Raw genomic sequence first — 25,234 nt, 5'->3', positions numbered from 1 at the left:
CGGCAACAGATGATGTCGAGGCGTACAGGGGTGTCGTAGATGTTCGGCCGTTGGCCGGGTATCCGGACGAACCAGAAGCAACCGACGAGTCCCCTGACGGCGGTGCGGACGCCGCCCGGCGCCGTAGTGCTCAGCTGCCGGGTGCTCGATCCGGTCGACGAGCCGGTCGCGGGCGCCGAGTTCACGGTCAGCGACACCACGGGCCGCAAGGTCATGCACGGCGGCACGGACCCCTACGGGACGTTCCTGGCGATGGTGCCGGCGGGGGAGTACCGCCTCGCGCTGTCCGCCGAGGGCTGCACCCCCTACCGGTGCACCGCGCGGGTCGGCGAGGAATCCCTCGCCTCCCTGGGCGATGTGACCCTCCAGCTGTCCCGGCCGCCGGAGCCGCCCGCGCCGGGCGACTGGGAGATCGAGCCCATGCACTCCTCGATCGGCTTCACCGCGCGGCACATCGGGCTGGCCCGGATCCACGGGCAGTTCTCCGCCTTCGCCGGAGTGGTGCGGATCGGCGAGCGGCTGGAGCGCTCGGCGATGCCCGTCGTGATCGACGCCGGCTCCATCGACACCGGCGTGGGGATGCGGGACGACCATCTGCGGTCGGCGGACTTCCTGGACGTGCAGCGGTTCCCGACGCTGGAGTTCTACGGCGACCGGTTCGTGCACAAGGGCGGCAGCCGGTGGACGGTCACCGGCGTGCTGTCGCTGCACGGGGTGACGCGCACGGTCACGCTCGACACCGAGTACCTCGGGCTCGGCAACGGCATGGAGGGCGAGGTCCGGGCCACCTGCCGGGCCACCACCGAGCTGCACCGGGAGGACTTCACGGTCAGCTGGTAGTCGATGCTGGCGCGGGGCATCGCGGTGGTCGGCTCCGGTGTCCGGGTCGATCTCGACGTGCAGCTCGTGGCCAAGGGCTGACCTGGCGGTTCGCCGCTTTCGCGATGCCGGAGAATGGGCGCGTGAGCGATGTGAGACACGTGCTGGTGCTGCCCGACCGGGACGCCGCGCACGAGGCGGCCGAGGCGCTCGGGGAGCGGTTCGGCCTCGACGAGGAGCCGCAGCTGGTCCGTGACGCCCTGGCCGGCGAGGACGACGCCGAGGACGCGCAGTGGCTGGTGGTCGTGCGCGACGAGCAGGAGCGGCTGGACCCCGCCGAACTGGACGCGTTCGCCGGTGAGTGGGACGGCTGGCGCGAGGAGCCCTGAGCCCGGGGAGCCCGGACCCCCGAGACGGGCTCCGGGTGGGTTCGGGGACCGCTCGGGGTCCGCGGGCCGCTTCGTTGTCAGTGCCGCGTGGGATGCTGTGAGCGATGGCCAGGAAGACTGCGAATGACGACCCTCTCGCCCCGGTGACCCTCGCCGTGGGCCAGGAGGACCTCCTGCTCGACCGTGCCGTGCAGGAGGTGGTGGCCGCCGCGAAGGCCGCCGACGCCGACACGGACGTACGCGACCTCACCCCGGACCAGTTGCAGCCCGGCACGCTCGCCGAGCTGACCAGTCCGTCGCTCTTCGCCGAGCGCAAAGTCGTGGTCGTACGCAACGCCCAGGACCTTTCGGCCGACACGGTCAAGGACGTGAAGGCGTATCTCGTCTCGCCCGCCGAGGAGATCACGCTCGTGCTGCTGCACGCGGGCGGGGCCAAGGGCAAGGGCCTGCTGGACGCCGCGCGCAAGGCGGGGGCGCGGGAGGTGGCCTGCCCGAAGATGACCAAGCCGGCGGACCGGCTGGCCTTCGTACGGCAGGAGTTCCGCACGGCGGGGCGGTCGGCGACGCCCGAGGCGTGCCAGGCGCTGTGCGACGCCATCGGCAGCGATCTGCGCGAGCTGGCCTCGGCGGTCTCCCAGCTGGTGGCCGATGTGGAGGGCACGATCGACGAGGCGGTCGTCGGGCGTTACTACACCGGCCGGGCCGAGGCCTCCAGCTTCACGGTCGCCGACCGGGCCGTGGAGGGGCGTACGGCGGAGGCGCTGGAGGCGCTGCGGTGGTCGCTGGCGACGGGCGTGGCGCCGGTGATGATCACCAGCGCGCTGGCCCAGGGAGTGCGGGCCATCGGGAAGCTGTCCTCGGCGCGCGGGGGGCGGCCGGCAGATCTCGCCCGTGAGCTGGGGATGCCGCCGTGGAAGATCGACCGGGTGCGGCAGCAGATGCGGGGCTGGACGCCGGACGGTGTGGCGGTGGCGATGCGGGCCGTCGCGGAGGCCGACGCGGGAGTGAAGGGAGGCGGTGACGATCCTGAGTACGCGCTGGAGAAGGCGGTGGTGATCATCGCCCGTGCCGCCCGGTCACGCGGCCGGGGGTAGGGGAGCCGGGGCCACATGCCGAGAACCCCGGCGCCCTCCCTGGGGAAGGGAGAGCAACCGGGGTTCGCGTTCGCGCTGTTGGACTCGCACCCGCGTGGCGAACGCAGGCCGCGTGCGAATCCGTGGTGCCGGTCGGGAGCGGATGAGAGAGGGCCCGCTCTGGGTCCTTCCGGCGGTCAGATCACAGGGAGGTTCAGCCCTGGAGGGACGCGACCTTGGAAGCAAGCGCCGACTTCTTGTTGGCGGCCTGGTTCTTGTGGATGACGCCCTTCGAGACAGCCTTGTCGAGCTGACGCGCGGCGGCGCGCTGCAGTTCGGTGGCCTTCTGGAGGTCACCCGCGGCAGCGGCCTCGCGGGCCTTGCGGATCGCGGTCTTCAGGGAGGACTTGACGGCCTTGTTGCGCAGCCGAGCCTTCTCGTTGGTCTTGATCCGCTTGATCTGGGACTTGATGTTCGCCACGAAGGAGCCTTTTCAGGTTCTGGTGCGGGGCCGTGAAGGTCCCGTACCGGTGATCCAAAATTTCTCTGACGCGCCTCGCGCTGAGAGGGCATGAGGCGCAGCCATCTACAGTACCAGCGGCCCTGCCGGCGGCCCAAAACGGTCTCCGCTTCCTCCGCGTGGGACCATGGAGACTACGTATCGATCCGACCCGAGGCATAAGGCGCCTCAAGAGACAGGACCCTGCGTGCCCGCGACCCCTAACCATGTGCCCGAGCCGAGCCGTACCGACCCGGCTCTGATCCGCAATTTCTGCATCATCGCGCACATCGACCACGGCAAGTCCACGCTCGCCGACCGGATGCTCCAACTGACCGGTGTGGTCGAGCAGCGGCAGATGCGTGCTCAGTACCTCGACCGGATGGACATCGAGCGCGAGCGCGGCATCACGATCAAGTCCCAGGCGGTGCGTCTGCCCTGGGCCCCCACCGAGGGCCCGGACCAGGGCACGACCCACATCCTCAACATGATCGACACCCCGGGGCACGTCGACTTCACCTACGAGGTCTCGCGGTCGCTGGCCGCCTGCGAGGGGACCATCCTCCTCGTCGACGCCGCCCAGGGCATCGAGGCGCAGACCCTCGCCAACCTCTACCTGGCGATGGAGAACGACCTCACGATCATCCCCGTCCTGAACAAGATCGACCTGCCGGCGGCCCAGCCGGAGAAGTTCGCCGAGGAGCTGGCGAACCTGGTCGGCTGCGACCCGTCCGACGTGCTCAAGGTCTCCGCCAAGACAGGCCTCGGTGTCGACGCGCTGCTGAACAAGGTCGTCAAGGAGATCCCGGCCCCGGTCGGGGTCGCCGACGCGCCCGCCCGCGCGATGATCTTCGACTCCGTGTACGACTCCTACCGCGGTGTCGTGACGTACGTGCGTGTCATCGACGGTCAGCTCAACAGGCGCGAGCGGATCAGGATGATGTCGACCGGCGCCACGCACGAGCTGCTGGAGATCGGTGTCAACTCGCCCGAGATGCTCCCGGCCGACGGCCTCGGCGTCGGCGAGGTGGGCTATCTGATCACCGGTGTGAAGGACGTGCGCCAGTCCAAGGTCGGTGACACCGTCACCAGCCAGAACAAGGGCGCGACCGAGGCCCTCGGCGGGTACAAGGACCCGAAGCCGATGGTCTTCTCCGGGCTGTATCCGCTCGACGGCTCCGACTACCCCGAGCTGCGCGAGGCGCTGGACAAGCTCCAGCTGAACGACGCCGCGCTGGTCTACGAGCCGGAGACCTCCGCCGCGCTCGGCTTCGGCTTCCGCGTCGGCTTCCTCGGCCTGCTGCACCTGGACGTGATCCGGGAGCGGCTGGAGCGCGAGTTCGGGCTCGACCTCATCGCCACCGCCCCCAACGTCGTCTACCGCGTGATCATGGAGGACGGCGACGAGGTCACGGTCACCAACCCGAGCGAGTTCCCCGAGGGCAAGATCGACGAGGTCTTCGAGCCGGTCGTGCGGGCGACGATCCTCGCGCCGACCGAGTTCATCGGCGCGATCATGGAGCTGTGCCAGACCCGGCGCGGCACCCTGCTCGGCATGGACTACCTCTCCGAGGACCGGGTCGAGATCCGCTACACGCTCCCCCTCGCGGAGATCGTCTTCGACTTCTTCGACCAGCTGAAGTCCAAGACGCGCGGCTACGCCTCCCTGGACTACGAGCCTACGGGCGAGCAGTCGTCCAGCCTGGTCAAGGTCGACATCCTGCTGCACGGCGACAAGGTGGACGCCTTCTCGGCGATCACCCACAAGGACCAGGCGTACGCGTACGGCGTGCGGCTCGTCGCCAAGCTCAAGGAACTGATCCCGCGGCAGAACTTCGAGGTGCCGGTGCAGGCCGCCATCGGCTCCCGGGTGATCGCCCGCGAGACCATCCGCGCCATCCGCAAGGACGTCCTCGCCAAGTGCTACGGCGGTGACATCTCCCGTAAGCGCAAGCTGCTGGAGAAGCAGAAGGAAGGCAAGAAGCGGATGAAGATGGTGGGTTCGGTGGAGGTTCCGCAGGAGGCCTTCATCGCGGTCCTGTCCAGCGATGACAGCGCGGGGTCGGCCAAGGGCAAGAAGTAACCGCGGGTAACAACGGGTTACGTCCGCAAACCGGGCATGCGGGGGCTCGTCGTACGAAAGTGCGGCGGGCCCCTACGCGTGCGTAGCGTCGCTCTGGGTCGAACACGCGCGGAAACAGACAGGCCGATGCCCCTTACGCAGCGGCCGGTCGCGGCTTACTCTGATCCCTGCTCGATAGTTACTCGCGAGTTAAACAACACGCGCGAACCCCACCGTGAGTCAACCCCAGCCGCATGTGAGCCAGCCGCACCGTCGCGGGCCCGGAGGATGTCGTGAGCGACACACAGACCCTGATCGAGAACCGTCCGCCGTCCGTGGCGGCCCTCTTCCTGGAGCGCGTCGCGGCCACACCGGACGCCGAGGCCTACCGTCACCCGGTCCCCGCGGCCTCGGGCCAGGGCCCCGACGACTGGAAGTCGCTGAGCTGGGCGCAGGCGGCCGAGCGGGTCTACGCGATCGCGGCCGGTCTCATCGAGCTGGGCCTCGAACCCGAGCAGCGGGTGGCGCTCGCCTCCTCGACCCGCGTCGAGTGGATCCTCGCCGACCTCGGCATCCTGTGCGCCGGCGGCGCCACGACCACCATCTATCCGCAGACCAACGCCGACGAGTCGGCCTTCATCCTCTCCGACTCCGAGAGCCGGGTGCTGATCGCCGAGGACGCCGCCCAGGCCGCCAAGGCCGTCGAGAAGCGCGCCGAGCTGCCCGACCTGGCCAAGGTCGTCGTCATCGACCCGGCCGGCGTCGAGACCGATGACTGGGTGACCACCCTCGCCGAGCTGGAGCGGCGCGGCGCCGCCTACCTGGAGGAGCACCCGCAGCTGATCAAGGAGCGGGTCGGCGCGATCACCAAGGACCAGCTCGCCACCCTGATCTACACCTCCGGCACCACCGGCCGCCCCAAGGGAGTCAGGCTCCCGCACGACAACTGGGCGTACATGGCCAAGGCGATCGCCGCGACCGGCCTGGTCACCATCGACGACGTGCAGTACCTGTGGCTGCCGCTCGCGCACGTCTTCGGCAAGGTGCTCACCTCCGGCCAGATCGAGGTCGGGCACGTCACCGCCGTGGACGGCCGCGTCGACAAGATCATCGAGAATCTCCCGGTGGTGCAGCCGACGTACATGGCCGCCGTGCCGCGCATCTTCGAGAAGGTGTACAACGGCGTCGCCGCCAAGGCCCGCGAGGGGGGCCCGGCCAAGTACAAGATCTTCCAGTGGGCCGCCGACGTCGCCCGCGAGTACGCCAAGGCCACCCAGGACACGTTCCGCCGCACCGGCACCCACTCCGCGCCCTTCGGCCTCACCGCCCGGCACAAGGTCGCCGACGCCCTCGTCTACGCCAAGATCCGCGAGGCCTTCGGCGGCCGGCTGCGCGCCTGCGTCTCCGGCGCCTCCGCACTGGCCCCCGAGATCGGCTACTTCTTCGCCGGCGCCGGCATCCACATCCTGGAGGGCTACGGCCTCACCGAGTCCTCCGCGGCCTCCTTCGTCAACCCCGGCGAGGCGTACCGCACCGGCACGGTCGGCAAGCCGCTGCCCGGCACCGAGGTCCGCATCGCGGAGGACGGCGAGATCCTGCTGCGCGGCCCCGGCATCATGCAGGGCTACCACGGGCTGCCCGAGAAGACCGCCGAGGTGCTGGAGTCCGACGGCTGGTTCCACACCGGCGACATCGGCGAGCTGTCGCCCGACGGCTACCTGCGCATCACCGACCGCAAGAAGGACCTGATCAAGACGTCCGGCGGCAAGTACGTCGCCCCGGCCGAGGTCGAGGGCCAGTTCAAGGCGGTGTGCCCGTACGTCTCCAACATCCTGGTGCACGGCGCCGACCGGAACTACTGCACCGCCCTCATCGCCCTGGACGAGATCGCGATCCTGGAGTGGGCGAAGGAGAACGGGCTGGCGGGCCGGTCGTACGCCGACGTGGTGGCCGCCCCGCAGACGGTCGAGATGGTCGACGGCTACGTCCAGCAGCTCAACGCCGGGCTGCAGCGCTGGCAGACGGTCAAGAAGTTCCGGCTGCTGCCCAGGGACCTCGACGTGGAGCACGGCGAGATCACGCCGAGCCTGAAGCTGAAGCGGCCGGTGGTGGAGCGGGAGTACAAGCACCTGATCGACGAGATGTACGCCGGCACCAGGGAGAAGTGACCGCGCACCCTCACGGGGGTGACGCCGGAGAGGGCGACAGAGGGGGCGACGCTCACCCGCGTTCAAAAGTCGCCCTCTTCTGGCCACTTCGATAACTCAGCGCTTCTGATCGCCCCCTGTCTGTCACCCTGGCCGCATGGACATGGCGGCCATACCCACGCAGCGGGAGAGCGAGCCCCGGCCCCGGGAGGCGCGGGGGCGGGCGGTGCTGCCCGGGAGTGCGCTTGCGCCCGGCTCGGCGCGGGCGCTGGTGCGGGCCGCGCTGGCCGAGGAGCCGGGCCTGGCGGCGCGGCTCGTGGACGACGCCCTGGCCATCGTCAGCGAGCTGGTCACCAACGCCGTCGTGCACGCCGGTACGGATGTCGAGGTGGAGTGGCGGCTGGAGGAGACCGGCGCGCTCACCGTGGAGGTGGGCGACCGGCACCCCTCCCGCGCCCCGCGCGACCCGGTCGGCGCCGAAGCGCCGTACGACACCCCCGAGCACGGGCGCGGCCTCCGGCTTGTGGCCACGCTCGCCGAGTCCTGGGGCGTCACCTACCGCGCCGGCACCAAGACCGTCTGGGCGCGGCTGCCCCCGGGCGGCGTGGACGAGCCGGACGGACCGGCGCCGGTGCCCGCCCTGGAGGCCGCCGCGGAGCTGGCCCCGCAGCCGCTGCGCGCCGACGGCGACGCCGACTGGCTCGGCCGGGGCGCGCTGTCCTTCCTCGCCGAGGCCTCCGACCTGCTCGCCGGGCAGCTGGACGAGTCCCTGGTCACCGCGCTCACCGGCCAGCTCATCGTGCCCCGGCTCGCCGAGTGGTGCGCGGTCTGGCTGGAGGACGAGGCGAGCGCCCGCGGCGGCGTCGCCGACGGACCCGCCCGGGTCTGGCACGCCTGCGAGGGCCACGTCGAGGAACTGCACCGCGCCCTGGTGAAGGAGCCGCTCGCCCCGCGCGAGGCACTGCGCTCGGGCCCCGAGCCGTACCCCTGGCCCGGCGACGCGCTCGGCCCGCGCGGCGCCGACGGCACGGCGCTGGCGTACCGGCTGATCGCGGGCGGCCGGCCGCTCGGCACGCTGGTCATCGGCCGGTCCGGGCCCGCCGGCTTCCCCGACGAGGTCACCGGACTCGTGGAGGACCTGGGGCGCCGGGTGGCGCTCGCCATCGGCGCGGCCCGCCAGTACGCCCGCCAGGCCACCATCAGCGCCGTCCTCCAGCGCGGTCTGCTGCCCGGCGCGGTCGCCCAGATCCCCGGGATGAGCAGCGCGCTCGTGTACGAGCCGTGCGACAAGGGCGGCCCGAGCGGCGACTTCTACGACCTGTTCCCGGCGGGCGACGGCCGCTGGTGCTTCGCCGTCGGCGACGTCCAGGGCAAGGGCCCCGAGGCGGCCGTCGTGATCGGCCTCGCCCGGCCCTGGCTGCGCCTCCTGGCCCGCGAGGGCTACCGCGTCGCCGACGTCCTCGACCGCCTCAACCAGCTCCTCCTCGACGACGCCACCGAGGCCGCCGACGCCGCCGCCCGCGCCCTGGTCGCGGCGGGCGGGCACCCCGTGGCCCCCGGGGAGGGCGCGCAGACCCGCTTCCTGTCCCTGCTCTACGGCGAGCTGACGCCGTACGAGGGCGGGGTCCGCTGCACCCTGGCCTCGGCCGGCCACCCGCTGCCGCTCGTGCTCGGCCCGGACGGCACGGTGCGTACGGCGGCCCGCCCGCAGACGCTCCTCGGCGTGATCGAGGACGAGACCTACACCAGCGAGACCCTCGACCTGCGGCCCGGCGACAGCCTGCTCTGCGTCACCGACGGCGTGACCGAGCGGCGCTGCGGCTCCCGCCAGTTCGACGACGGCGACGGGCTGGCCCGCGCCCTGTCCGGCTGCGCGGGGCTGAGCGCCGAGCGGATCGCGGAAAGGATCCGCCGCCTGGTGCACGACTTCGGCGGCGGCCAGCCCGAGGACGACCTGGCGCTGCTGGTGCTCCAGGCGGAGTGACACCCGCGCCAGGCGGAGCGACCGCGCGGGTGCTGGACAATGGGGACATGCCTTCCGCACTCCCCGACGGCGAGCCCGTCCCCGCCGACGGCGCGCTGCCCGCGTCCGCGCTCGCCGGGGCCCCGGACCGCCCGCTCGGCTTCTACCTGCACGTCCCGTACTGCGCGACCCGCTGCGGCTACTGCGACTTCAACACCTACACCGCGACCGAGCTGCGCGGCACGGGCGGGGTGCTGGCCTCCCGCGACAACTACGCCGAGACGCTGACCGACGAGATCCGCCTCGCGCGCAAGGTGCTCGGCGACGACCCCCGCGAGGTCCGCACGGTCTTCGTCGGCGGCGGCACGCCGACGCTGCTGGCCGCCGGCGATCTCGTACGGATGCTGCACGCGATCCGCGACGAGTTCGGGCTGGCGCCGGACGCGGAGGTGACGACGGAGGCGAACCCGGAGTCCGTGGACCCCGCGTACCTGGCCACCCTTCGCGAGGGCGGCTTCAACCGGATCTCCTTCGGCATGCAGAGCGCGCGTCAGCACGTGCTGCGCGTGCTCGACCGCACGCACACCCCGGGCCGCCCCGAGGCCTGCGTCGCGGAGGCGAGGGCGGCCGGCTTCGAGCACGTCAACCTCGACCTGATCTACGGCACCCCGGGCGAGAGCGACGACGACTGGCGGGCGTCGCTGGAGGCGGCGCTGGGGGCCGGCCCGGACCACGTCAGCGCGTACGCGCTCATCGTGGAGGAGGGCACGCAGCTCGCGCGCCGCATCCGCCGGGGCGAGGTCCCGATGACCGACGACGACGTCCACGCCGACCGCTACCTGATCGCGGAGTCGGTCCTGTCGCAGGCGGGCTTCGACTGGTACGAGGTCTCCAACTGGGCCACCTCCGAGGCCGGGCGCTGCCTGCACAACGAGCTGTACTGGCGCGGCGCCGACTGGTGGGGCGCGGGCCCGGGGGCGCACTCGCACGTGGGCGGGGTGCGCTGGTGGAACGTCAAGCACCCGGGGGCGTACGCGGCGGCCCTCGCCTCCGGCCGCTCACCGGGCGCGGGCCGGGAGATCCTCTCCGAGGAGGACCGGCGGGTGGAGCGGATCCTGCTGGAACTGCGGCTGCGCGAGGGGGTGCCGCTGTCCCTGCTGAGGGAGGCGGGCCTGGCGGCGTCCCGGCGCGCGCTGGGGGAGGGGCTGCTCCAGGAAGGGCCGTACGGGGAGGGGCGGGCCGTGCTGACGCTGCGGGGGCGGCTGCTGGCGGACGCGGTGGTGCGGGACCTGGTGGACTGATCACTCGGGCGAGTGAATGGCCCCGGAACGCCGGTTCGGTCTCTAGTGCCCGGGCAGGCGACGTTCGCCCGGTCGCGACGCCCGGCACGCTCCCCCGCTGCGCGGGAGGTGCCCCCACTCGCCGCACCGGCCGAAAGCCCACGTACGCCCAGTACGAGGACTTCCGGCCGGCACGCCGACGGCACGCACCGGACGCCGCTCCGTGACGGGCAAACGTCGCCTGCCGGGGCACTAGCCTGGTTCGTAGGCTGCCGCCAAAAGAACGCGGCGGATGTGGAGGCCACGGAGATGACCGCTGTGGACGAGCGTGGGATTGCCAAGTTCTTCGAGGAGTTCCAGCCTCCCGAGGGCGTCAAGGCCGAGCTTCTCCGGGGGGAAATCGTGATGATGGCGACTCCCGATCTGGTGCACAACCGGATCGTGGCGGACGTGGCGGACCAGATCCCGCGTAAGCGCTGGGAACGGCTTCAGGTGACCGACGTGGACATCATCGATGAGACCAGCGAGCCCATTCCGGACTTGGTGGTGCTGGAACGCGGTACCGCCCCGGAATCAGGCCGTCTGCTGCCGTCCCAGTTGGTCACGATGGTGGTCGAGGTGGTTTCGAAGACCAGCGGGACTACGAAATCAAGCGGTCGATCTATGCCGCCGGCGAGGTGTCGGCGTATCTCATCGTGGACCCGATCATGGCACAGTGCGTCCTGCTGACGATGCCCGTCGGGAAGGGCGAGCACGCCGACTACCAGAGGCAACAGATCACCAAGTTCGGGGCTCCTCTGCCGCTGGAGGATCTGGGACTCGAACTGGACACCACCGAGTTCGGTACCTACAAGAACGTCAAACCCCACCGCTACCCGTGACGAAATCGATCAGCTCCTCCACGCGCCCCAGCAGCTCCGGCTCCAGGTCCTTGTAGGACCCGACCCGCTTCAGGATCGCCTGCCACACCGCGCCCGTGTTCTCCGACGGCCAGCCCAGCGCCCGGCACACGCCCGTCTTCCAGTCCTGTCCGTGCGGCACTTTCGGCCACCCGGGGATGCCCAGTGCGGCCGGCTTCACGGCTTCCCAGATGTCGATGTAGGGGTGGCCGACGACCAGCGCGTGTTCGCTGGTCACCGACTCGGCGATGCGCCACTCCTTCGTGCCCGGGACCAGGTGGTCCACCAGGACGCCCAGCCGCGCGTCCGGACCCGGGGCGAAGTCCGCGACGATCCCCGGCAGGTCGTCCACGCCCTCCAGGTACTCCACGACCACGCCCTCGATCCGCAGGTCGTCGCCCCAGACCTTCTCGACGAGTTCGGCGTCGTGCCGGCCCTCGACGTAGATACGGCCGGCGCGGGCCACGCGCGCGCGGGCGCCGGGGACGGCGACCGAGCCGGAGGCGGTACGGGCGGGCCGGACCGGGGCACCCGACGACGGCCGTACGAGGGTGACCACGCGTCCCTCCAGCAGGAAGCCGCGCGGCTCCAGCGGGAAGACCCGGTGCTTGCCGAACCGGTCCTCCAACGTCACCGTGCCCGCCTCGCAGCGGATCACCGCGCCGCAGAAACCGGTGCCGGGCTCCTCCACCACCAGGCCCGGCTCCGCCGGTACCTCCGGCACGGGCTTCGGCTTCTTCCACGGCGGGGTCAGGTCGGCGGAGTACGTACGAGGGGGCGGGCCCGAAGGGCCCTCGCTGGAGGGGCGGTGGCGGGGGACGGGTGGGCGCATTCGAGTGACGATAGGAGAAGTCGTGGAGCGGCGCTCACGACACGCCGAAACGCGCCGCCAGCCGATCGCGCTGCCGGCGGACGAACCCCGCGTCCACCACCGCTCCGTGACCCGGTACGTACAGCGCGTCCTCGCCGCCCAGCGCCAGCAGCCGGTCCAGGGCCGCGGGCCACTGCGACGGGACGGCGTCCGGGCCCGCCTGGGGCTCGCCGGACTCCTCGACCAGGTCGCCGCAGAAGACCACCTCGCGCTCGCCGGGGACCAGGACCGCCAGATCGTGCGCGCTGTGGCCGGGGCCGACGTTGGCCAGCAGCACCTGGCGGCCGGCGCCCAGCTCCAGGGTCCACTCCCCGCTGACGTGGTGGCCGGGCGGGACCAGCGCGTCCGCCGCCTCGTCCGCCTCGGCCACCGGCAGCCCGTTCCTGATCGCGTCCAGGCGCAGCTCCTCGCGCTCGTGGACGAACACCGCGTCCACGCCCACCGCCGCGTACACCTGCGCCCCGGCGAACGCCGGTGCCCCGAGGACATGGTCGAAATGGGGATGGGTGAGCGCGAGATGGGTCACACGGCCGCCGGCCAGTTCCTCGGCCCGCGCCCGCAGCCGCGCGCCTTCGGCCAGACTCGACCCCGCGTCCACCATGAGCGCCGTACCCTCGCCGAGGACCAGGCCCGCCGTGCAGTCCCAGCCCGGCAGCCGGCACCGCCCGACCCCGGCGGCCAGCCGCTGCCACCCCAGCTCTTCCCAAGTCACCGTCATACCGCGACGCTAGCCCTACGAGCCGGGACGAGGGCACCGACCTTGCCCCGGGTGTACCCGGCAGCCGTACACTGGGCGCGGGAAGGCTGGCACTCGCATGGGAAGAGTGCCAGGCGGCCGACCCGACGGCCGAGCGGTTGAGGGACGACGTGCTGGAGGTGCGCGCGCATGCTGAGTGAACGCAGGCTCCAGGTGCTGCGCGCCATCGTCCAGGACTATGTCGGCACCGAGGAGCCGGTCGGCTCCAAGGCCCTGACCGAGCGGCACAGCCTCGGGGTCTCCCCGGCGACCGTCCGCAACGACATGGCCGCCCTGGAGGACGAGGGGTACATCGCCCAGCCGCACACCAGCGCCGGGCGGATCCCCACCGACAAGGGCTACCGGCTGTTCGTCGACAAGCTCGCGGGCGTCAAGCCGATGACCGCGCCCGAGCGGCGGGCCATCCAGAACTTCCTGGAGGGCGCCGTCGACCTCGACGACGTCGTGGCCCGCACCGTGCGGCTGCTCGCGCAGCTCACGCGGCAGGTCGCCGTCGTGCAGTACCCGTCCCTGACCCGGTCCACCGTCCGGCACGTCGAGCTGCTCTCGCTCGCCCCCGCGCGCGTGATGCTCGTGCTGATCACGGACACCGGCCGGGTCGAGCAGCGGATGGTCGACTGCCCGGCGCCGTTCGGCGAGGCCTCGCTGGCGGATCTGCGGGCCCGGCTCAACAGCAGGGTCGCGGGCCGCCGGTTCACGGACGTGCCGATGCTGGTCGAGGACCTCCCGGACGCCTTCGATCCGGAGGACCGCGGTACGGTCTCCACGGTGCTCTCCACTCTCCTGGAGACACTCGTGGAAGAGAACGAGGAGCGGCTGATGATCGGCGGCACCGCCAATCTCACCCGCTTCGGACATGACTTTCCCCTCACGATCCGGCCGGTGCTGGAGGCGCTGGAGGAGCAGGTCGTGCTCCTCAAACTCCTCGGCGAGGCCAAGGATCCGGGTGTGACCGTGCGCATCGGCCACGAGAACGCCCACGAGGGACTCAACTCCACCTCCGTGGTGTCGGTCGGTTACGGTTCGGGCGGCGAGGCGGTTGCCAAGCTCGGCGTGGTCGGACCGACCCGCATGGACTATCCGGGAACGATGGGAGCGGTACGCGCAGTGGCACGGTACGTCGGACAGATCCTGGCGGAGTCGTAAGTGGCCACGGACTACTACGCCGTTCTCGGCGTGCGCCGCGACGCGTCGCAGGATGAGATCAAGAAGGCGTTCCGTCGGCTCGCGCGCGAGCTGCACCCGGACGTCAACCCGGATCCGAAGACCCAGGAGCGGTTCAAGGAGATCAACGCCGCTTACGAGGTGCTGTCGGACCCGCAGAAGAAGCAGGTCTACGACCTCGGCGGCGACCCGCTCTCGCAGTCCGGCGGCGCCGGCGCGGGCGGCTTCGGGGCCGGCGGCTTCGGCAACTTCTCCGACATCATGGACGCGTTCTTCGGTACGGCGTCGCAGCGCGGCCCGCGCTCGCGCACCCGGCGCGGCCAGGACGCGATGATCCGGATCGAGATCGAGCTGGACGAGGCGGCCTTCGGGACGACCAAGGACATCCAGGTCGACACGGCGGTCGTCTGCAACACCTGCAACGGTGAGGGCGCGGCGCCGGGCACGACCGCCCAGACGTGTGACATGTGCCGGGGCCGCGGTGAGGTCTCGCAGGTCACCCGGTCCTTCCTGGGCCAGGTCATGACCTCGCGCCCCTGCCCCCAGTGCCAGGGCTTCGGCACCGTCGTGCCGACCCCGTGCCCGGAGTGCGCGGGCGACGGCCGGGTCCGTTCCCGCCGCACCCTCACCGTCAAGATCCCGGCCGGTGTCGACAACGGCACCCGGATCCAGCTCGCCGGTGAGGGCGAGGTCGGCCCCGGCGGCGGTCCCGCCGGCGACCTGTACGTCGAGATCCACGAGCTGCCGCACGCGACCTTCCAGCGGCGCGGCGACGACCTGCACTGCACGGTGACGATCCCGATGACGGCGGCGGCCCTCGGCACCAAGGTGCCGCTGGAGACCCTCGACGGCATGGAGGAGGTCGACATCCGGCCCGGCACCCAGTCCGGCCAGTCGATCCCGCTGCACAACCGGGGCGTCACCCATCTGCGCGGCGGCGGCCGGGGCGACCTGGTCGTCCACGTCGAGGTCCAGACCCCGACCAAGCTGGACCCCGAGCAGGAACGCCTGCTCCGCGAGCTGGCCAAACTGCGCGGCGAGGAACGCCCCCAGGGACAGTTCCAGCCGGGTCAGCAGGGGCTGTTCAGCCGGTTGAAGGACGCGTTCAACGGTCGCTGACGCGAGCTGTCGGGGGGCCGGGGGTCCGGGGGTTGTCCCCCGGGCAGGCACGGTCAGCCGGGTCAGCAGGGGCTGTTCAGCCGGTTGAAGGACGCGTTCAACGGTCGCTGAGCAGGCGGTGATCAGGGCTTGGCGGAGGGGCGTACGGGGTGCTCAGGCGGCCCGTATGCCCCTGTCCTATGCCGTCGGACGCCCCGATTCGGACTTGTTCGAAGGACGTGACACCATGCGGGCATGTCCTCCGCGCTGACCGATCTCTTGCCTCACCCGATCGTGCAGGCCCCCATGGCGGGCGGTGTCTCCGTGCCGCAGCTCGTCGCCGCCGTCTCCGAGGCCGGTGGTCTCGGATTCCTCGCCGCCGGTTACAAGACCGCCGACGGGATGTACCAGGAGATCAAGCAGTTGCGCGGGCTCACGAGCCGCCCTTTCGGCGTGAACGTGTTCATGCCGCAGTCGGACCACGCCGAGTCAGGTGCCGTCGAGGTCTACGCGCATCAGCTGGCCGGCGAGGCCGCCTGGTACGAGACCGAGCTGGGCGATCCGGACAGCGGCCGGGACGACGGCTACGACGCCAAGCTCGCCGTACTCCTCGACAACCCGGTACCGGCGGTCTCCTTCCACTTCGGGGTGCCCGGCCGGGACGTGCTCGACCGGCTGCGCCGGGCCGGCACCGTCACCCTGGTCACGGCCACCACCGTCGAGGAGGCCCGCGCCGTGGAGCGGGCCGGGGCGGACGCGGTGGTCGCGCAGGGCGTGGAGGCCGGCGGTCACCAGGGCACGCACCGCGACCTGCCCGAGAACGGCGGCTCCGGGATCGGGCTGCTGTCCCTGGTCGCGCAGATCAGGGAGGCCGTGAGCCTGCCGATCGTCGCCGCCGGCGGCATCATGCGCGGCAGCCAGATCGCCGCCGTCCTCGCGGCCGGCGCGAGCGCGGCCCAGCTCGGCACCGCCTTCCTCGCCACCCCCGAGTCCGGCGCCCACGCCCTGCACAAGCAGGCGCTGACCAACCCCCTGTTCGCGCGCACCGAGTTGACCCGCGCCTTCTCCGGCAGACCGGCGCGCGGGCTGGTCAACCGCTTCCTGCGCGAGCACGGCCCGTACGCCCCCGCCGCCTACCCGGAGATCCACCACCTCACCTCGCCGCTGCGCAAGGCCGCCGCCAAGGCCGGGGACGCGCAGGGCATGGCGCTGTGGGCGGGCCAGGGCCACCTGCTGGCCCGGGACCTGCCCGCCGGTGAACTGGTGGAGGCGCTGGCGGCCGAACTCGCCGCCGCCCGGACAGCGTTGTCGGACGGGGGTGACGGGCGATGACCGCACCCGTCTTCCTCGTCGAGCACTTCGACGCGGACAGCGGCCGGTACGTCCTGGACGGGCCCGAGGGCCGGCACGCGGTCTCGGTCAAGCGGCTGCGGCCCGGCGAGGAGGTCGTCCTCACCGACGGCGCCGGGCGGTACGCGGTGTGCGAGGTGATCGGCAGCGAGGGCAAGGACCGGCTGATCGTGCACATGAGCGGCGTGTCCGAGGAGCCGGCGCCCAGCCCCCGCATCACCGTCGTCCAGGCCCTGCCCAAGGGCGACCGGGGCGAACTCGCCGTGGAGACGATGACGGAGGTCGGCGTCGACGCCATCGTGCCGTGGCAGGCGGCCCGGTGCATCACGCAGTGGAAGGGCGAGCGGGGTCTGAAGTCCCTCGGCAAGTGGCGGGCCACCGCGCGCGAGGCCGGCAAGCAGTCCCGCCGGGTCCGCTTCCCCGAGGTCGCGGACGCGGCGACCACCAAGCAGGTCGCCGCACTTCTGGCCGAAGCCGACCTCGCCGCCGTGCTCCACTCCGACTTCGAGCAGGCAGGCCGGCCGCTGGCCACCGCCGAACTGCCCGCCGAGGGCGAGATCGTCCTGGTGGTCGGCCCCGAAGGCGGCGTCGCGCGCGACGAGTTGGCGCTCTTCGAGGAGGCGGGCGCGCGGCCGTACGTGCTCGGGCCCACCGTGTTGCGCACATCCACCGCCGGCAGCGCCGCCGCGGCCCTGCTGCTGGGCCGCACCGGCCGCTGGTCCTGACACCACCTGGGGGACACCGTGGAACTCGCCCAAGTCCGGCTCCTGGTCACCGACTTCGCCGCCTGCTACCGCTTCTACGCCGACGTCCTCGGCCTGAAGCCGCAGTCCGGCGCGGCCGAGGGCCCGTACGAGAAGTTCAGCCCGCACACCGGCTCCGCCGGGATCGCCCTCCAGGACCGGGCGATGATGGCCGAGATCCTCGACGAACTGGGCGAGACCGCGACCGGGCACCGCTCCCTGGTCGTCCTGCGCGTCGACGACCTCGACGCCTACGCCACGGAGATCACCTCCCGGGGCGCCACCTTGCTGCACGGCCCGGCACCCATGACCGACCGGATGCGCGTCGCCCACCTCAAGGACCCGGAGGGGAACCTGGTGGAGCTTCAGCAGTGGCTGCTGCTCCGGGGGTGAACCGGGACCGAAGGGACTGGTGCCCCGAACGGATGAGTGGCCGTAAGCGGGCCTTCCGCTCCGCCGGAGTCGGTGGCACGCTGCCCTTCATGGGGGCATTCAGGAGGACGCGCCGTCTCCCGCGGCCCGCACGAGCCGCGGCCGCGGCGGGGCTGGCCGTCGTGGCCGGTGGTGCGCTGGTGGCCTGTCAGCCGTCCGATCTCAACGCCTCGGCCGCCGCCTACACCACCGGTACGACCGCGACGGCCAGGCTGAAACAGCAGCACGTGGACGTCAGTTGGCTCAGTTGCACGGGTGACTACGGCAGCAGCGGCAAGGCGGCCGGCACGCCGACCCCGACCCAGACCGATGTCGTCTCCGTCGACTGCAGGGGCGAGACCAGGGACCGGCGGAAGATCACCGTCACCGGGAAGGTCACCAGGGCCGTCGACGGGGCGTGCGTGCGCGGGGACCTGACCGCCGAGGTCGGCGGCCGGCAGGTGTTCCACGTGAGCGGGCTCGGTGACTGCGCTGCCACACCGGGGCCGACGTACAAGCCGCCCACCTACCACCCCGGCGGTGCGCGGCCCACCGTGACCGTCACCGTCACCCGCACCCTGTGGTGCAAGGGCGACCCGACGTGCTGGCCCGCCCAGGGCAAGTGAACCGAATCCCGGGCGGGACACGCCGGTCACTGCGTACAGTGACCGGGTGACTCAGGGTGCTTCGACGGGCTATCTCCGCTTCCCCCATCTGCACGGCGAGTCGGTGACCTTCGTCGCCGAGGACGACGTATGGCTCGCGCCCCTCGGCGGCGGCCGGGCCTGGCGGGTCAGCGCCGACAACACGCCGGTGAGCACGCCCCGCATATCCCCGGACGGGCGCCACCTCGCCTGGACCTCCACCCGCGACGGCGCGCCCGAGGTGCATGTCGCCCCCGTCGACGGCGGCCCCGCCGCCCGGCTGACGCACTGGGGCAACCGCCGTACCGAGGTGCGTGGCTGGACCGCCGACGGGCGGGTGCTCGCGCTCAGCGCGCAGGGCCGCCCCAGCTTCCGCCAGAGCTGGGCGCACGCCGTCCCGCTGGACGGCGGCCCCGCCGAGCCCCTGCCCTACGGCCCGGTCGGCGACGTGGCGTTCGGCCCGGCCACCGTGCTGCTGTCCGCGCAGATGGGCCGCGAGGCCGCCTACTGGAAGCGCTACCGGGGCGGTACCGCGGGCAAGTTGTGGATCGACCGCGAGGGTGACGGGGAGTTCGCCCGCCTCCACGCCGACCTCGACGGGAACATCGAGTGCCCGGTGTGGGCGGGGGAGCGCATCGCCTTCCTCAGCGACCACGAGGGCACCGGCGCCCTGTACTCCTCCCTCGCCGACGGCTCCGACCTGCGCCGCCACACGCCCCTCGGGGACTTCTACGCCCGGCACGCCTCCGGCGACGGCACCCGGGTCGTCTACAGCTCGGCCGGTGAACTCTGGCTCCTGGACGACCTGGAGGGCGCCGAGCCGCGCCGGCTGGACGTGCGCCTGGGCGGGCCCCGCGTCGACCTGCGCCCGCGACCGGTGACCGCCGCCCGCTGGTTCGGGGCCGCCTCCCCCGACCACACCGCGCGCGGCAGCGCGGTCTGCGTGCGCGGCGGGATCCACTGGGTCACCCACCGCTCCGGGCCCGCCCGCGCCCTGGCCGCCACCCCCGGCGTCCGCGCCCGGCTGCCCCGCGCCTTCCGCGCCGACGGCGAGGAGTGGGTGGTGTGGGTGACGGACGCCGAGGGCGACGACGCCCTGGAGTTCGCCCCCGCCACCGGCACCGTGCCCGGCGCCACCCCGCGCCGCCTCGCCGCCGGACAGCTCGGCCGCGTCCTGGAGCTGGCCATGGCCCCCGACGGCAGCCGCGCCGCCGTGGCCGCGCACGACGGACGGCTGCTGCTCGTCGAACGGGAGACCGGCGAGGTCCGCGAGGTGGACCGCAGCGACGACGGAGAGGTCTCCGGCCTCGCCTTCTCACCCGACTCCGCCTGGCTCGCCTGGGCGCACCCCGGCCCCCGCCCGCTCTCCCAGCTGCGTCTCGCCCACACCACCGACCTGTCGGTCACCGAGGCGACCCCCCTGCGCTTCCAGGACTACGCCCCCGCCTTCACCCTCGACGGCAAACACCTCGCGTTCCTGTCCAACCGCGCCTTCGACCCCGTCTACGACGAGCACGTCTTCGACCTGGCCTTCGTGGTCGGCGCCCGCCCGCACCTGATCACGCTGGCCGCCACCACGCCCTCGCCGTTCGGCCCGCAGCGCCACGGCCGCCCCTTCGATACGCCGGACAAGGACGAGACCCCCGACAGCGAGGGCACCCCCGCCACCCGCATCGACCTCGACGGCCTCGCCGACCGCATCGTGCCGTTCCCGGTGGAGGCCGGCCGCTACTCCACCCTGCGCGCGGCCAAGGACGGCGTCCTCTGGCTGCGCCACCCCGTGCACGGCGTCCTCGGCGCCACCCGCGCCCACCCCGAGGACCCCGGCCCGCACACCGAGCTGGAGCGCTACGACCTCGCCCAGCGGCGCCTGGAGCACCTGGCCTCCGAGGCCGACCACTTCGAGGTCAGCGGCGACGGCAAACGCGTCCTGCTGTGGAGCGACGAGCGGCTGCGCGTCGTCCCGAGCGACCGCCGTACCGGCAACGACGACGACGGCGACACCAGCGTCACCGTCGACCTCGGCCGCATCCGGCAGATCCTCGACCCGGCCGCCGAGTGGCGCCAGATGTACGAGGAGACCGGCCGCCTCATGCGCGACCACTTCTGGCGCCCCGACCTCGGCGGTGCCGACTGGCCGGGCGTCCTGGACCGCTACCGCCCCCTCCTTTCCCGCCTCGCCACCCACAGCGACCTGACCGACCTGCTCTGGGAGGTGCACGGCGAACTCGGCACGTCGCACGCCTACGTCATTCCCCCCGGTGGCCGCGGCGGCGCCCGGCACGGACTGCTCGGTGCCGACATCTCCTGCCACGCGGACGGCAGTTGGCGCATCGACCGGATCCTCCCGGCGGAGACCTCCGACCCGGACGCCCGGTCCCCGCTCGCCGCGCCCGGTGTCGCCGTCCGCCCCGGCGACGCGATCGTCGCCGTCGCCGGCCACCCGGTCGACCCGGTCACGGGCCCCGGGCCGCTGCTCGTGGGCACGGCGGGCCACCCGGTCGAGCTGACCGTCTCCCCGGCGGGCGGCGGCGAGCCCCGCCACACGGTCGTCGTCCCCCTCGCCGACGAGGAACCGCTGCGCTACCACGCCTGGGTGGCCGACCGCCGCGCCCACGTCCACGCGGCCTCCGGCGGCCGCCTCGGCTACCTCCACGTCCCCGACATGCAGGCGCCGGGCTGGGCCCAGATCCACCGGGACCTGCGCGTCGAGGTCGCCCGCGAGGGCCTGGTGGTCGACGTCCGCGAGAACCGCGGCGGCCACACCTCCCAGCTCGTGGTCGAGAAGCTGGCCCGCCGCGTCATCGGCTGGGACATGCCCCGGGGCGTGCGCCCCACCAGCTACCCCCTGGACGCCCCGCGCGGCCCGGTCGTCGCCGTCGCCAACGAGTTCTCCGGCTCCGACGGCGACATCGTCATCGCGGCCATCAGGGCCCTCGGCATCGGCCCGGTCGTCGGCACCCGCACCTGGGGCGGCGTGATCGGCATCGACAGCCGCTACCGCCTGGTCGACGGCACCCTGGTCACCCAGCCGAAGTACGCGATCTGGCTGGAGGGACAGGGCTGGGACCTGGAGAACCACGGCGTGGACCCGGACGTGGAGGTCGTCCAGCGGCCCCAGGACTGGGCGGCGGGCACGGACGCCCAACTGGACGCGGCGATCCGCCTCGCGCTGGAGGCGCTTCAGGAGCGGCCCGCGAAAATCCCACCCGGGCTGCCCACCTGAAACGACTACGATGCCCCCGTACTGATCACCGGCGAAAGCGAGCGCACACGCGATGCCAGGCGAACCGCAGGACGACTGCCTGTTCTGCAAGATCGTCGCGGGACACATCCCGGCGACGGTCGTCCGCGAGACAGACACCACCCTCGCCTTCCGGGACATAAACCCCCAGGCGCCGACCCACGTCCTGGTGATCCCGAAGGTCCACTACGAGAACGCCGCCGCCCTCGCCGCCCGGGCGCCGCAGGCCGCCGCCGACGTGCTCGCCGAGACCCAGGCCGTGGCCGACGAGGAGAAGCTCGACAGCTACCGCATCGTCTTCAACACCGGCCCCGGCGCCGGCCAGACCGTGTGGCACGCCCACGCACACGTCCTCGGCGGCCGTGGCCTGGAATGGCCCCCCGGATAGGTCGTCGTGTCCGTACGTGAACTGTTGGTCCTCGGCACCGCCAGCCAGGTCCCCACCCGGCACCGCAATCACAACGGCTATCTGCTGCGGTGGGACGGCGAGGGCATCCTCTTCGACCCCGGCGAGGGCACACAGCGCCAGATGGTGCGCGCCGGGGCCGCCGCCCACGACCTGAACCGGATCTGCGTCACCCACTTCCACGGCGACCACTGCCTCGGCCTCGCCGGTGTGATCCAGCGGATCAATCTCGACCAGGTGCCGCACGAGGTCACCGCGCACTACCCGCGCTCCGGGCAGCGCTTCTTCGACCGCCTGCGGTACGCGACGGCCTACCGGGAGACGGTCGGTGTCACCGAGGCGCCGGTCCGCGCCGACGGCGTCCTCGCGGTGACGGCGTCGTACACCCTCGAGGCCCGCCGGCTGTCCCACCCGGTCGAGTCCTACGGCTACCGCCTCACCGAGCCCGACGGCCGCCGGATGCTGCCCGACCGGCTCGCCGCGCACGGGATCACGGGCCCGGACGTCGGCCGGCTCCAGCGCGAGGGGCGGCTCGGGGACGTCACGCTGGAGGACGTCAGCGAGGTGCGGCGCGGGCAGCGGTTCGCGTTCGTCATGGACACCCGGCTGTGCGACGGGGCGCACGCGCTCGCGGAGGGCTGCGACCTGCTGGTCATCGAGTCGACGTTCCTGGACGAGGACGTCGAACTGGCCGCGGAGCACGGCCATCTGACCGCCGGGCAGGCCGCCGCCGTGGCTCGGGACGCGGGCGTACGGCACCTCGTCCTCACCCACTTCAGCCAGCGCTACTCCGATCCGGAGGAGTTCGAGCGGCAGGCGCGGGCCGCCGGCTTCGACGGGGAGCTGAGCGTGGCGCACGATCTGCTGCGGGTGGCGGTTCCGAAACGGCGGTAAAGCGCCCGTACGATGCTTTGATGCCCCTCCCGAAAGCAGAACTGCACCTCCACATCGAAGGCACCCTGGAGCCGGAACTCGCCTTCGAGCTGGCCGCGCGCAACGGCGTGACCCTCCCGTACGCGGACACCGGCGAGCTGCGCACGGCGTACGACTTCGACGACCTGCAGTCCTTCCTGAACCTCTACTACGAGCTGATGGCCGTCCTGCGCACCGAACAGGACTTCGCCGACCTGGCGGACGCCTATCTCGCCCGGGCCGCCGCGCAGGGCGTGCGGCACGCGGAGATCTTCTTCGACCCGCAGGCCCACCTCGCCCGGGGCGTGGCCCTGGGCACGGTCGTGGAGGGGCTGTGGCGGGCGCTCGGCGACAGCGAGCGCGTCCACGGCGTCTCCACGAAGCTCATCATGTGCTTCCTGCGGGACGAGTCCGCCGAGTCGGCCATGCAGACCCTCCAGGCCGCGACGCCCTACCTGGACCGGATCACCGGTGTCGGACTCGACTCCGCGGAGGTCGGGCATCCGCCGGTGAAGTTCCGGGAGGTGTACGAGGCCGCCGCCGCGCTGGGCCTGCGGCGCGTGGCGCACGCGGGTGAGGAGGGGCCGCCGCAGTACATCACCGAGGCGCTCGACGTGCTCGGCGTGGAGCGCGTCGACCACGGGCTGCGCTGCGTGGAGGACCCGGCGCTGGTCGAGCGGCTGGTCCGGGAGCGGATCCCGCTGACCCTGTGCCCGCTGTCCAACGTCCGGCTGCGGACCGTGGACACCCTGGCCGACCACCCGCTGCCGGCCATGCTCGACGCCGGCCTCATGTGCACGGTCAACTCCGACGACCCGGCCTACTTCGGCGGCTACGCGGGCGACAACTTCGCTGCCGTCCACCGCACCCTGGGTCTGACCGAGGACCGGCTGCGCGAGCTGGCGCGCAACTCCTTCCTCGCCTCCTTCCTGGAGGATGACGAGGAGCGCCGGGCGCGCTACCTCGCCGAGGTGGAGGCGTACGACTTCGGCGACGGCCTGTCCTGAGCGAGATAGCCGGCCGTCGCCGTCCCGGCCGTTCGCGGTCCGGACGGCGACGGTTCCGTTGACGATCGTGATTCGCCTATCTAATCTCGGTTCTCATATGTAGAAGCCACTCGCGCCTCGCCGACCTCAAGGCCCGGCTCGCCGCTGGACTCGACCTCGTAGGAGCCGCCCCGTGACCCGTGATCTGACCATCGCCGAGGTACGCCTGACGCCGATCCTGGTGGCCGACGCGCCGTTGCTCAACACCCAGGGCGTGCACCAGCCGTACACCCCCCGCCTGATCGTGGAGATCGTCACCGCCGACGGGATCACCGGGCTCGGCGAGACCTACGGCGACACCAAGTACCTGGAGCCGGCCCGCTCGCTGGCCGAGCGGCTCACCGGGCGGTCGGTCATGGATGTGAACGATCTGTTCGCCCTCGACCTCGGCGTCGACGAGTCCCGGGTCCAGGGCCAGGTCGACGCGGGCGGCCTGCGCGGCGTGCAGAGCGCCGACAAGCTGCGGCTGTCCGTGCTCTCCGCCTTCGAGGTCGCCTGCCTCGACGCCCAGGGCAAGGCGCTCGGGCTGCCCGTGCACGCCCTGCTCGGCGGCAAGCTGCGCGACACCGTCGAGTACAGCGCCTACCTGTTCTACAAGTGGGCCGGCCACCCGGCGGGCGTCGCCGCCGAGCCCGACGACTGGGGGGCCGCCCTCGACCCGGCGGGCGTCGTGGCGCAGGCACGGACGTTCAAGGAGCGCTACGGCTTCACGTCGTTCAAGCTCAAGGGCGGTGTCTTCCCGCCGGAGGAGGAGATCGCGGCCGTACGCGCCCTCGCCGAGGCCTTCCCCGGGCACCCGCTGCGCCTCGACCCCAACGGTGCCTGGTCCGTCGAGACCTCGCTGAAGGTGGCGGAGGAACTCGGGGACGTCCTCGAATACCTGGAGGACCCGACGCTGGGCACCCCGGCGATGGCCGAGGTGGCGGCGGGGACCCACGTACCGCTCGCGACCAATATGTGCGTGACCACCTTCGGGGAGATCAAGGAGGCGTTCACCAAGGACGCCGTCCAGGTGGTCCTCTCCGACCACCACTACTGGGGCGGGCTGCGCAACACCCGCGAACTCGCCGCGATCTGCGCCGCGTTCGGGGTCGGCGTGTCCATGCACTCCAACACCCACCTCGGCATCAGCCTCGCCGCGATGACCCAGGTGGCCGCCACGGTGCCGAACCTGCACCACGCCTGCGACTCCCACTACCCCTGGCAGTCGGAGGACGTCCTCACCGAACGGCTCGTCTTCGACGGCGGGCGGGTCGCGGTGTCCGACGCGCCGGGCCTCGGCGTCGCGCTCGACCGCGACGAACTGGACCGGCTGCACCGACGGTGGGCCGAGGACGACGGCGCGCTGCGCGACCGCGACGACGCGGCGGCGATGCGGACCGGCGAACCGGGGTGGCGGCAGCCGGTGATGCCGCGCTGGTGAGACCGGCGGGCCGGGCGGAGCGGTGCGCGGGGTG

The 25,234-nt window shown here is 72.4% G+C and carries 20 protein-coding genes and 2 pseudogenes; 19 read left to right on the top strand and 3 right to left on the bottom strand.

Annotation, left to right across the window (positions count from 1 at the left end):
- Positions 1 to 39 precede the first annotated feature (39 nt).
- The 3 genes and pseudogenes from ACZ60X_RS03895 (at position 40) to holA (ending at position 2,302) form a co-directional block, all read left to right on the top strand.
- Positions 40 to 921: pseudogene (locus ACZ60X_RS03895) on the top strand (YceI family protein).
- 41 nt (positions 922 to 962) lie between these two features.
- A complete protein-coding gene (locus tag ACZ60X_RS03890; RefSeq protein WP_469592898.1) occupies positions 963 to 1,208 on the top strand; it encodes a hypothetical protein in 246 nt (81 codons plus the stop codon).
- 104 nt (positions 1,209 to 1,312) lie between these two features.
- Positions 1,313 to 2,302, top strand: a complete 990-nt coding sequence (holA, locus tag ACZ60X_RS03885; RefSeq protein WP_469592896.1) for a DNA polymerase III subunit delta — start codon at positions 1,313 to 1,315, stop codon at positions 2,300 to 2,302.
- Between the two features lie 193 nt (positions 2,303 to 2,495).
- Here holA and rpsT read toward each other — a convergent pair whose 3' ends face one another.
- The gene (rpsT, locus tag ACZ60X_RS03880; protein ID WP_469592894.1) at positions 2,496 to 2,762 is read right to left on the bottom strand and encodes a 30S ribosomal protein S20; all 267 of its coding nucleotides are present in this window, start codon (positions 2,760 to 2,762) and stop codon (positions 2,496 to 2,498) included.
- Positions 2,763 to 2,988: 226 nt separating this feature from the next.
- On the opposite strand from rpsT, the gene lepA reads away from it, so the two are divergent.
- The 5 genes and pseudogenes from lepA (at position 2,989) to ACZ60X_RS03855 (ending at position 11,113) form a co-directional block, all read left to right on the top strand.
- A complete protein-coding gene (gene lepA, locus ACZ60X_RS03875) occupies positions 2,989 to 4,863 on the top strand; it encodes a translation elongation factor 4 (RefSeq protein WP_469592892.1) in 1,875 nt (624 codons plus the stop codon).
- 272 nt (positions 4,864 to 5,135) lie between these two features.
- Positions 5,136 to 7,010, top strand: a complete 1,875-nt coding sequence (locus ACZ60X_RS03870) for an AMP-dependent synthetase/ligase (protein WP_469592890.1) — start codon at positions 5,136 to 5,138, stop codon at positions 7,008 to 7,010.
- Positions 7,011 to 7,152: 142 nt separating this feature from the next.
- Positions 7,153 to 8,973, top strand: coding sequence for a SpoIIE family protein phosphatase (locus ACZ60X_RS03865; RefSeq protein ID WP_469593021.1), 1,821 nt, complete (start codon positions 7,153 to 7,155; stop codon positions 8,971 to 8,973).
- Positions 8,974 to 9,020: 47 nt separating this feature from the next.
- Positions 9,021 to 10,253 (top strand): radical SAM family heme chaperone HemW, encoded by a 1,233-nt coding sequence (gene hemW / locus ACZ60X_RS03860; RefSeq protein ID WP_469592888.1) that lies wholly within the window; start codon positions 9,021 to 9,023, stop codon positions 10,251 to 10,253.
- Between the two features lie 288 nt (positions 10,254 to 10,541).
- Positions 10,542 to 11,113, top strand: a pseudogene (locus ACZ60X_RS03855) (Uma2 family endonuclease).
- Here ACZ60X_RS03855 and ACZ60X_RS03850 read toward each other — a convergent pair.
- Both ACZ60X_RS03850 and ACZ60X_RS03845 read right to left on the bottom strand, forming a co-directional pair.
- Positions 11,091 to 11,963, bottom strand: coding sequence for a DUF3097 domain-containing protein (locus ACZ60X_RS03850; RefSeq protein ID WP_469592886.1), 873 nt, complete (start codon positions 11,961 to 11,963; stop codon positions 11,091 to 11,093). The pseudogene ACZ60X_RS03855 and the gene ACZ60X_RS03850 overlap by 23 nt on opposite strands.
- A 34-nt stretch (positions 11,964 to 11,997) precedes the next feature.
- Positions 11,998 to 12,720 (bottom strand): MBL fold metallo-hydrolase, encoded by a 723-nt coding sequence (locus ACZ60X_RS03845; protein ID WP_469592884.1) that lies wholly within the window; start codon positions 12,718 to 12,720, stop codon positions 11,998 to 12,000.
- 168 nt (positions 12,721 to 12,888) lie between these two features.
- Here ACZ60X_RS03845 and hrcA point away from each other — a divergent pair, with 168 nt between their 5' ends.
- The 11 genes from hrcA to ACZ60X_RS03790 all read left to right on the top strand — a co-directional run bounded on the left by hrcA (position 12,889) and on the right by ACZ60X_RS03790 (position 25,200).
- Positions 12,889 to 13,905 carry a heat-inducible transcriptional repressor HrcA gene (gene hrcA, locus ACZ60X_RS03840; protein ID WP_469592882.1) on the top strand — a complete coding sequence of 339 codons (1,017 nt, stop codon included), beginning with the start codon at positions 12,889 to 12,891 and terminating at the stop codon, positions 13,903 to 13,905.
- The gene (gene dnaJ / locus ACZ60X_RS03835) at positions 13,906 to 15,042 is read left to right on the top strand and encodes a molecular chaperone DnaJ (protein ID WP_469592880.1); all 1,137 of its coding nucleotides are present in this window, start codon (positions 13,906 to 13,908) and stop codon (positions 15,040 to 15,042) included.
- 234 nt (positions 15,043 to 15,276) lie between these two features.
- Positions 15,277 to 16,353, top strand: coding sequence for a nitronate monooxygenase (locus tag ACZ60X_RS03830; protein WP_469592878.1), 1,077 nt, complete (start codon positions 15,277 to 15,279; stop codon positions 16,351 to 16,353).
- The gene (locus ACZ60X_RS03825; RefSeq protein WP_469592876.1) at positions 16,350 to 17,096 is read left to right on the top strand and encodes a 16S rRNA (uracil(1498)-N(3))-methyltransferase; all 747 of its coding nucleotides are present in this window, start codon (positions 16,350 to 16,352) and stop codon (positions 17,094 to 17,096) included. Before ACZ60X_RS03830 ends, ACZ60X_RS03825 begins: the two co-directional genes overlap by 4 nt.
- An 18-nt stretch (positions 17,097 to 17,114) precedes the next feature.
- Positions 17,115 to 17,507: a VOC family protein gene (locus ACZ60X_RS03820; RefSeq protein WP_469592874.1), complete on the top strand. Its 393-nt coding sequence runs from the start codon at positions 17,115 to 17,117 to the stop codon at positions 17,505 to 17,507.
- Positions 17,508 to 17,596: 89 nt separating this feature from the next.
- Positions 17,597 to 18,151 (top strand): hypothetical protein, encoded by a 555-nt coding sequence (locus ACZ60X_RS03815; RefSeq protein WP_469592872.1) that lies wholly within the window; start codon positions 17,597 to 17,599, stop codon positions 18,149 to 18,151.
- Between the two features lie 46 nt (positions 18,152 to 18,197).
- Positions 18,198 to 21,395 carry a S41 family peptidase gene (locus ACZ60X_RS03810; RefSeq protein WP_469592870.1) on the top strand — a complete coding sequence of 1,066 codons (3,198 nt, stop codon included), beginning with the start codon at positions 18,198 to 18,200 and terminating at the stop codon, positions 21,393 to 21,395.
- Positions 21,396 to 21,447: 52 nt separating this feature from the next.
- On the top strand, positions 21,448 to 21,801 hold the full coding sequence (locus tag ACZ60X_RS03805; RefSeq protein WP_469592867.1) for a histidine triad nucleotide-binding protein: 354 nt from the start codon (positions 21,448 to 21,450) through the stop codon (positions 21,799 to 21,801).
- Positions 21,802 to 21,807: 6 nt separating this feature from the next.
- Positions 21,808 to 22,713, top strand: a complete 906-nt coding sequence (locus tag ACZ60X_RS03800) for a ribonuclease Z (protein ID WP_469592865.1) — start codon at positions 21,808 to 21,810, stop codon at positions 22,711 to 22,713.
- A gap of 20 nt (positions 22,714 to 22,733) precedes the next feature.
- Entirely contained in the window at positions 22,734 to 23,738 is a 1,005-nt protein-coding gene (locus ACZ60X_RS03795; RefSeq protein WP_469592863.1) for an adenosine deaminase, read from the top strand.
- A gap of 172 nt (positions 23,739 to 23,910) precedes the next feature.
- A complete protein-coding gene (locus ACZ60X_RS03790) occupies positions 23,911 to 25,200 on the top strand; it encodes a glucarate dehydratase family protein (RefSeq protein ID WP_469592861.1) in 1,290 nt (429 codons plus the stop codon).
- Positions 25,201 to 25,234 lie beyond the last annotated feature (34 nt).

It is taken from the genome of Streptomyces sp. NPDC104106 (assembly GCF_055584345.1).
The sequence above is the reverse complement of the archived record's forward strand: the minus strand, read 5'-3'. Positions and strand labels throughout refer to the sequence as shown.

Excerpts from the sequence above, each read along its gene's own strand:
- holA (WP_469592896.1), top strand. The coding sequence starts at position 1,313 with ATGGCCAGGAAGACTGCGAATGACGACCCTCTCGCCCCGGTGACCCTC.
- ACZ60X_RS03865 (WP_469593021.1), top strand. The coding sequence starts at position 7,153 with ATGGCGGCCATACCCACGCAGCGGGAGAGCGAGCCCCGGCCCCGGGAG.
- hemW (WP_469592888.1), top strand. The coding sequence starts at position 9,021 with ATGCCTTCCGCACTCCCCGACGGCGAGCCCGTCCCCGCCGACGGCGCG.
- ACZ60X_RS03850 (WP_469592886.1), bottom strand. The coding sequence starts at position 11,963 with ATGCGCCCACCCGTCCCCCGCCACCGCCCCTCCAGCGAGGGCCCTTCG.
- ACZ60X_RS03845 (WP_469592884.1), bottom strand. The coding sequence starts at position 12,720 with ATGACGGTGACTTGGGAAGAGCTGGGGTGGCAGCGGCTGGCCGCCGGG.
- hrcA (WP_469592882.1), top strand. The coding sequence starts at position 12,889 with ATGCTGAGTGAACGCAGGCTCCAGGTGCTGCGCGCCATCGTCCAGGAC.
- ACZ60X_RS03830 (WP_469592878.1), top strand. The coding sequence starts at position 15,277 with ATGTCCTCCGCGCTGACCGATCTCTTGCCTCACCCGATCGTGCAGGCC.
- ACZ60X_RS03825 (WP_469592876.1), top strand. The coding sequence starts at position 16,350 with ATGACCGCACCCGTCTTCCTCGTCGAGCACTTCGACGCGGACAGCGGC.
- ACZ60X_RS03815 (WP_469592872.1), top strand. The coding sequence starts at position 17,597 with ATGGGGGCATTCAGGAGGACGCGCCGTCTCCCGCGGCCCGCACGAGCC.
- ACZ60X_RS03805 (WP_469592867.1), top strand. The coding sequence starts at position 21,448 with ATGCCAGGCGAACCGCAGGACGACTGCCTGTTCTGCAAGATCGTCGCG.
- ACZ60X_RS03795 (WP_469592863.1), top strand. The coding sequence starts at position 22,734 with ATGCCCCTCCCGAAAGCAGAACTGCACCTCCACATCGAAGGCACCCTG.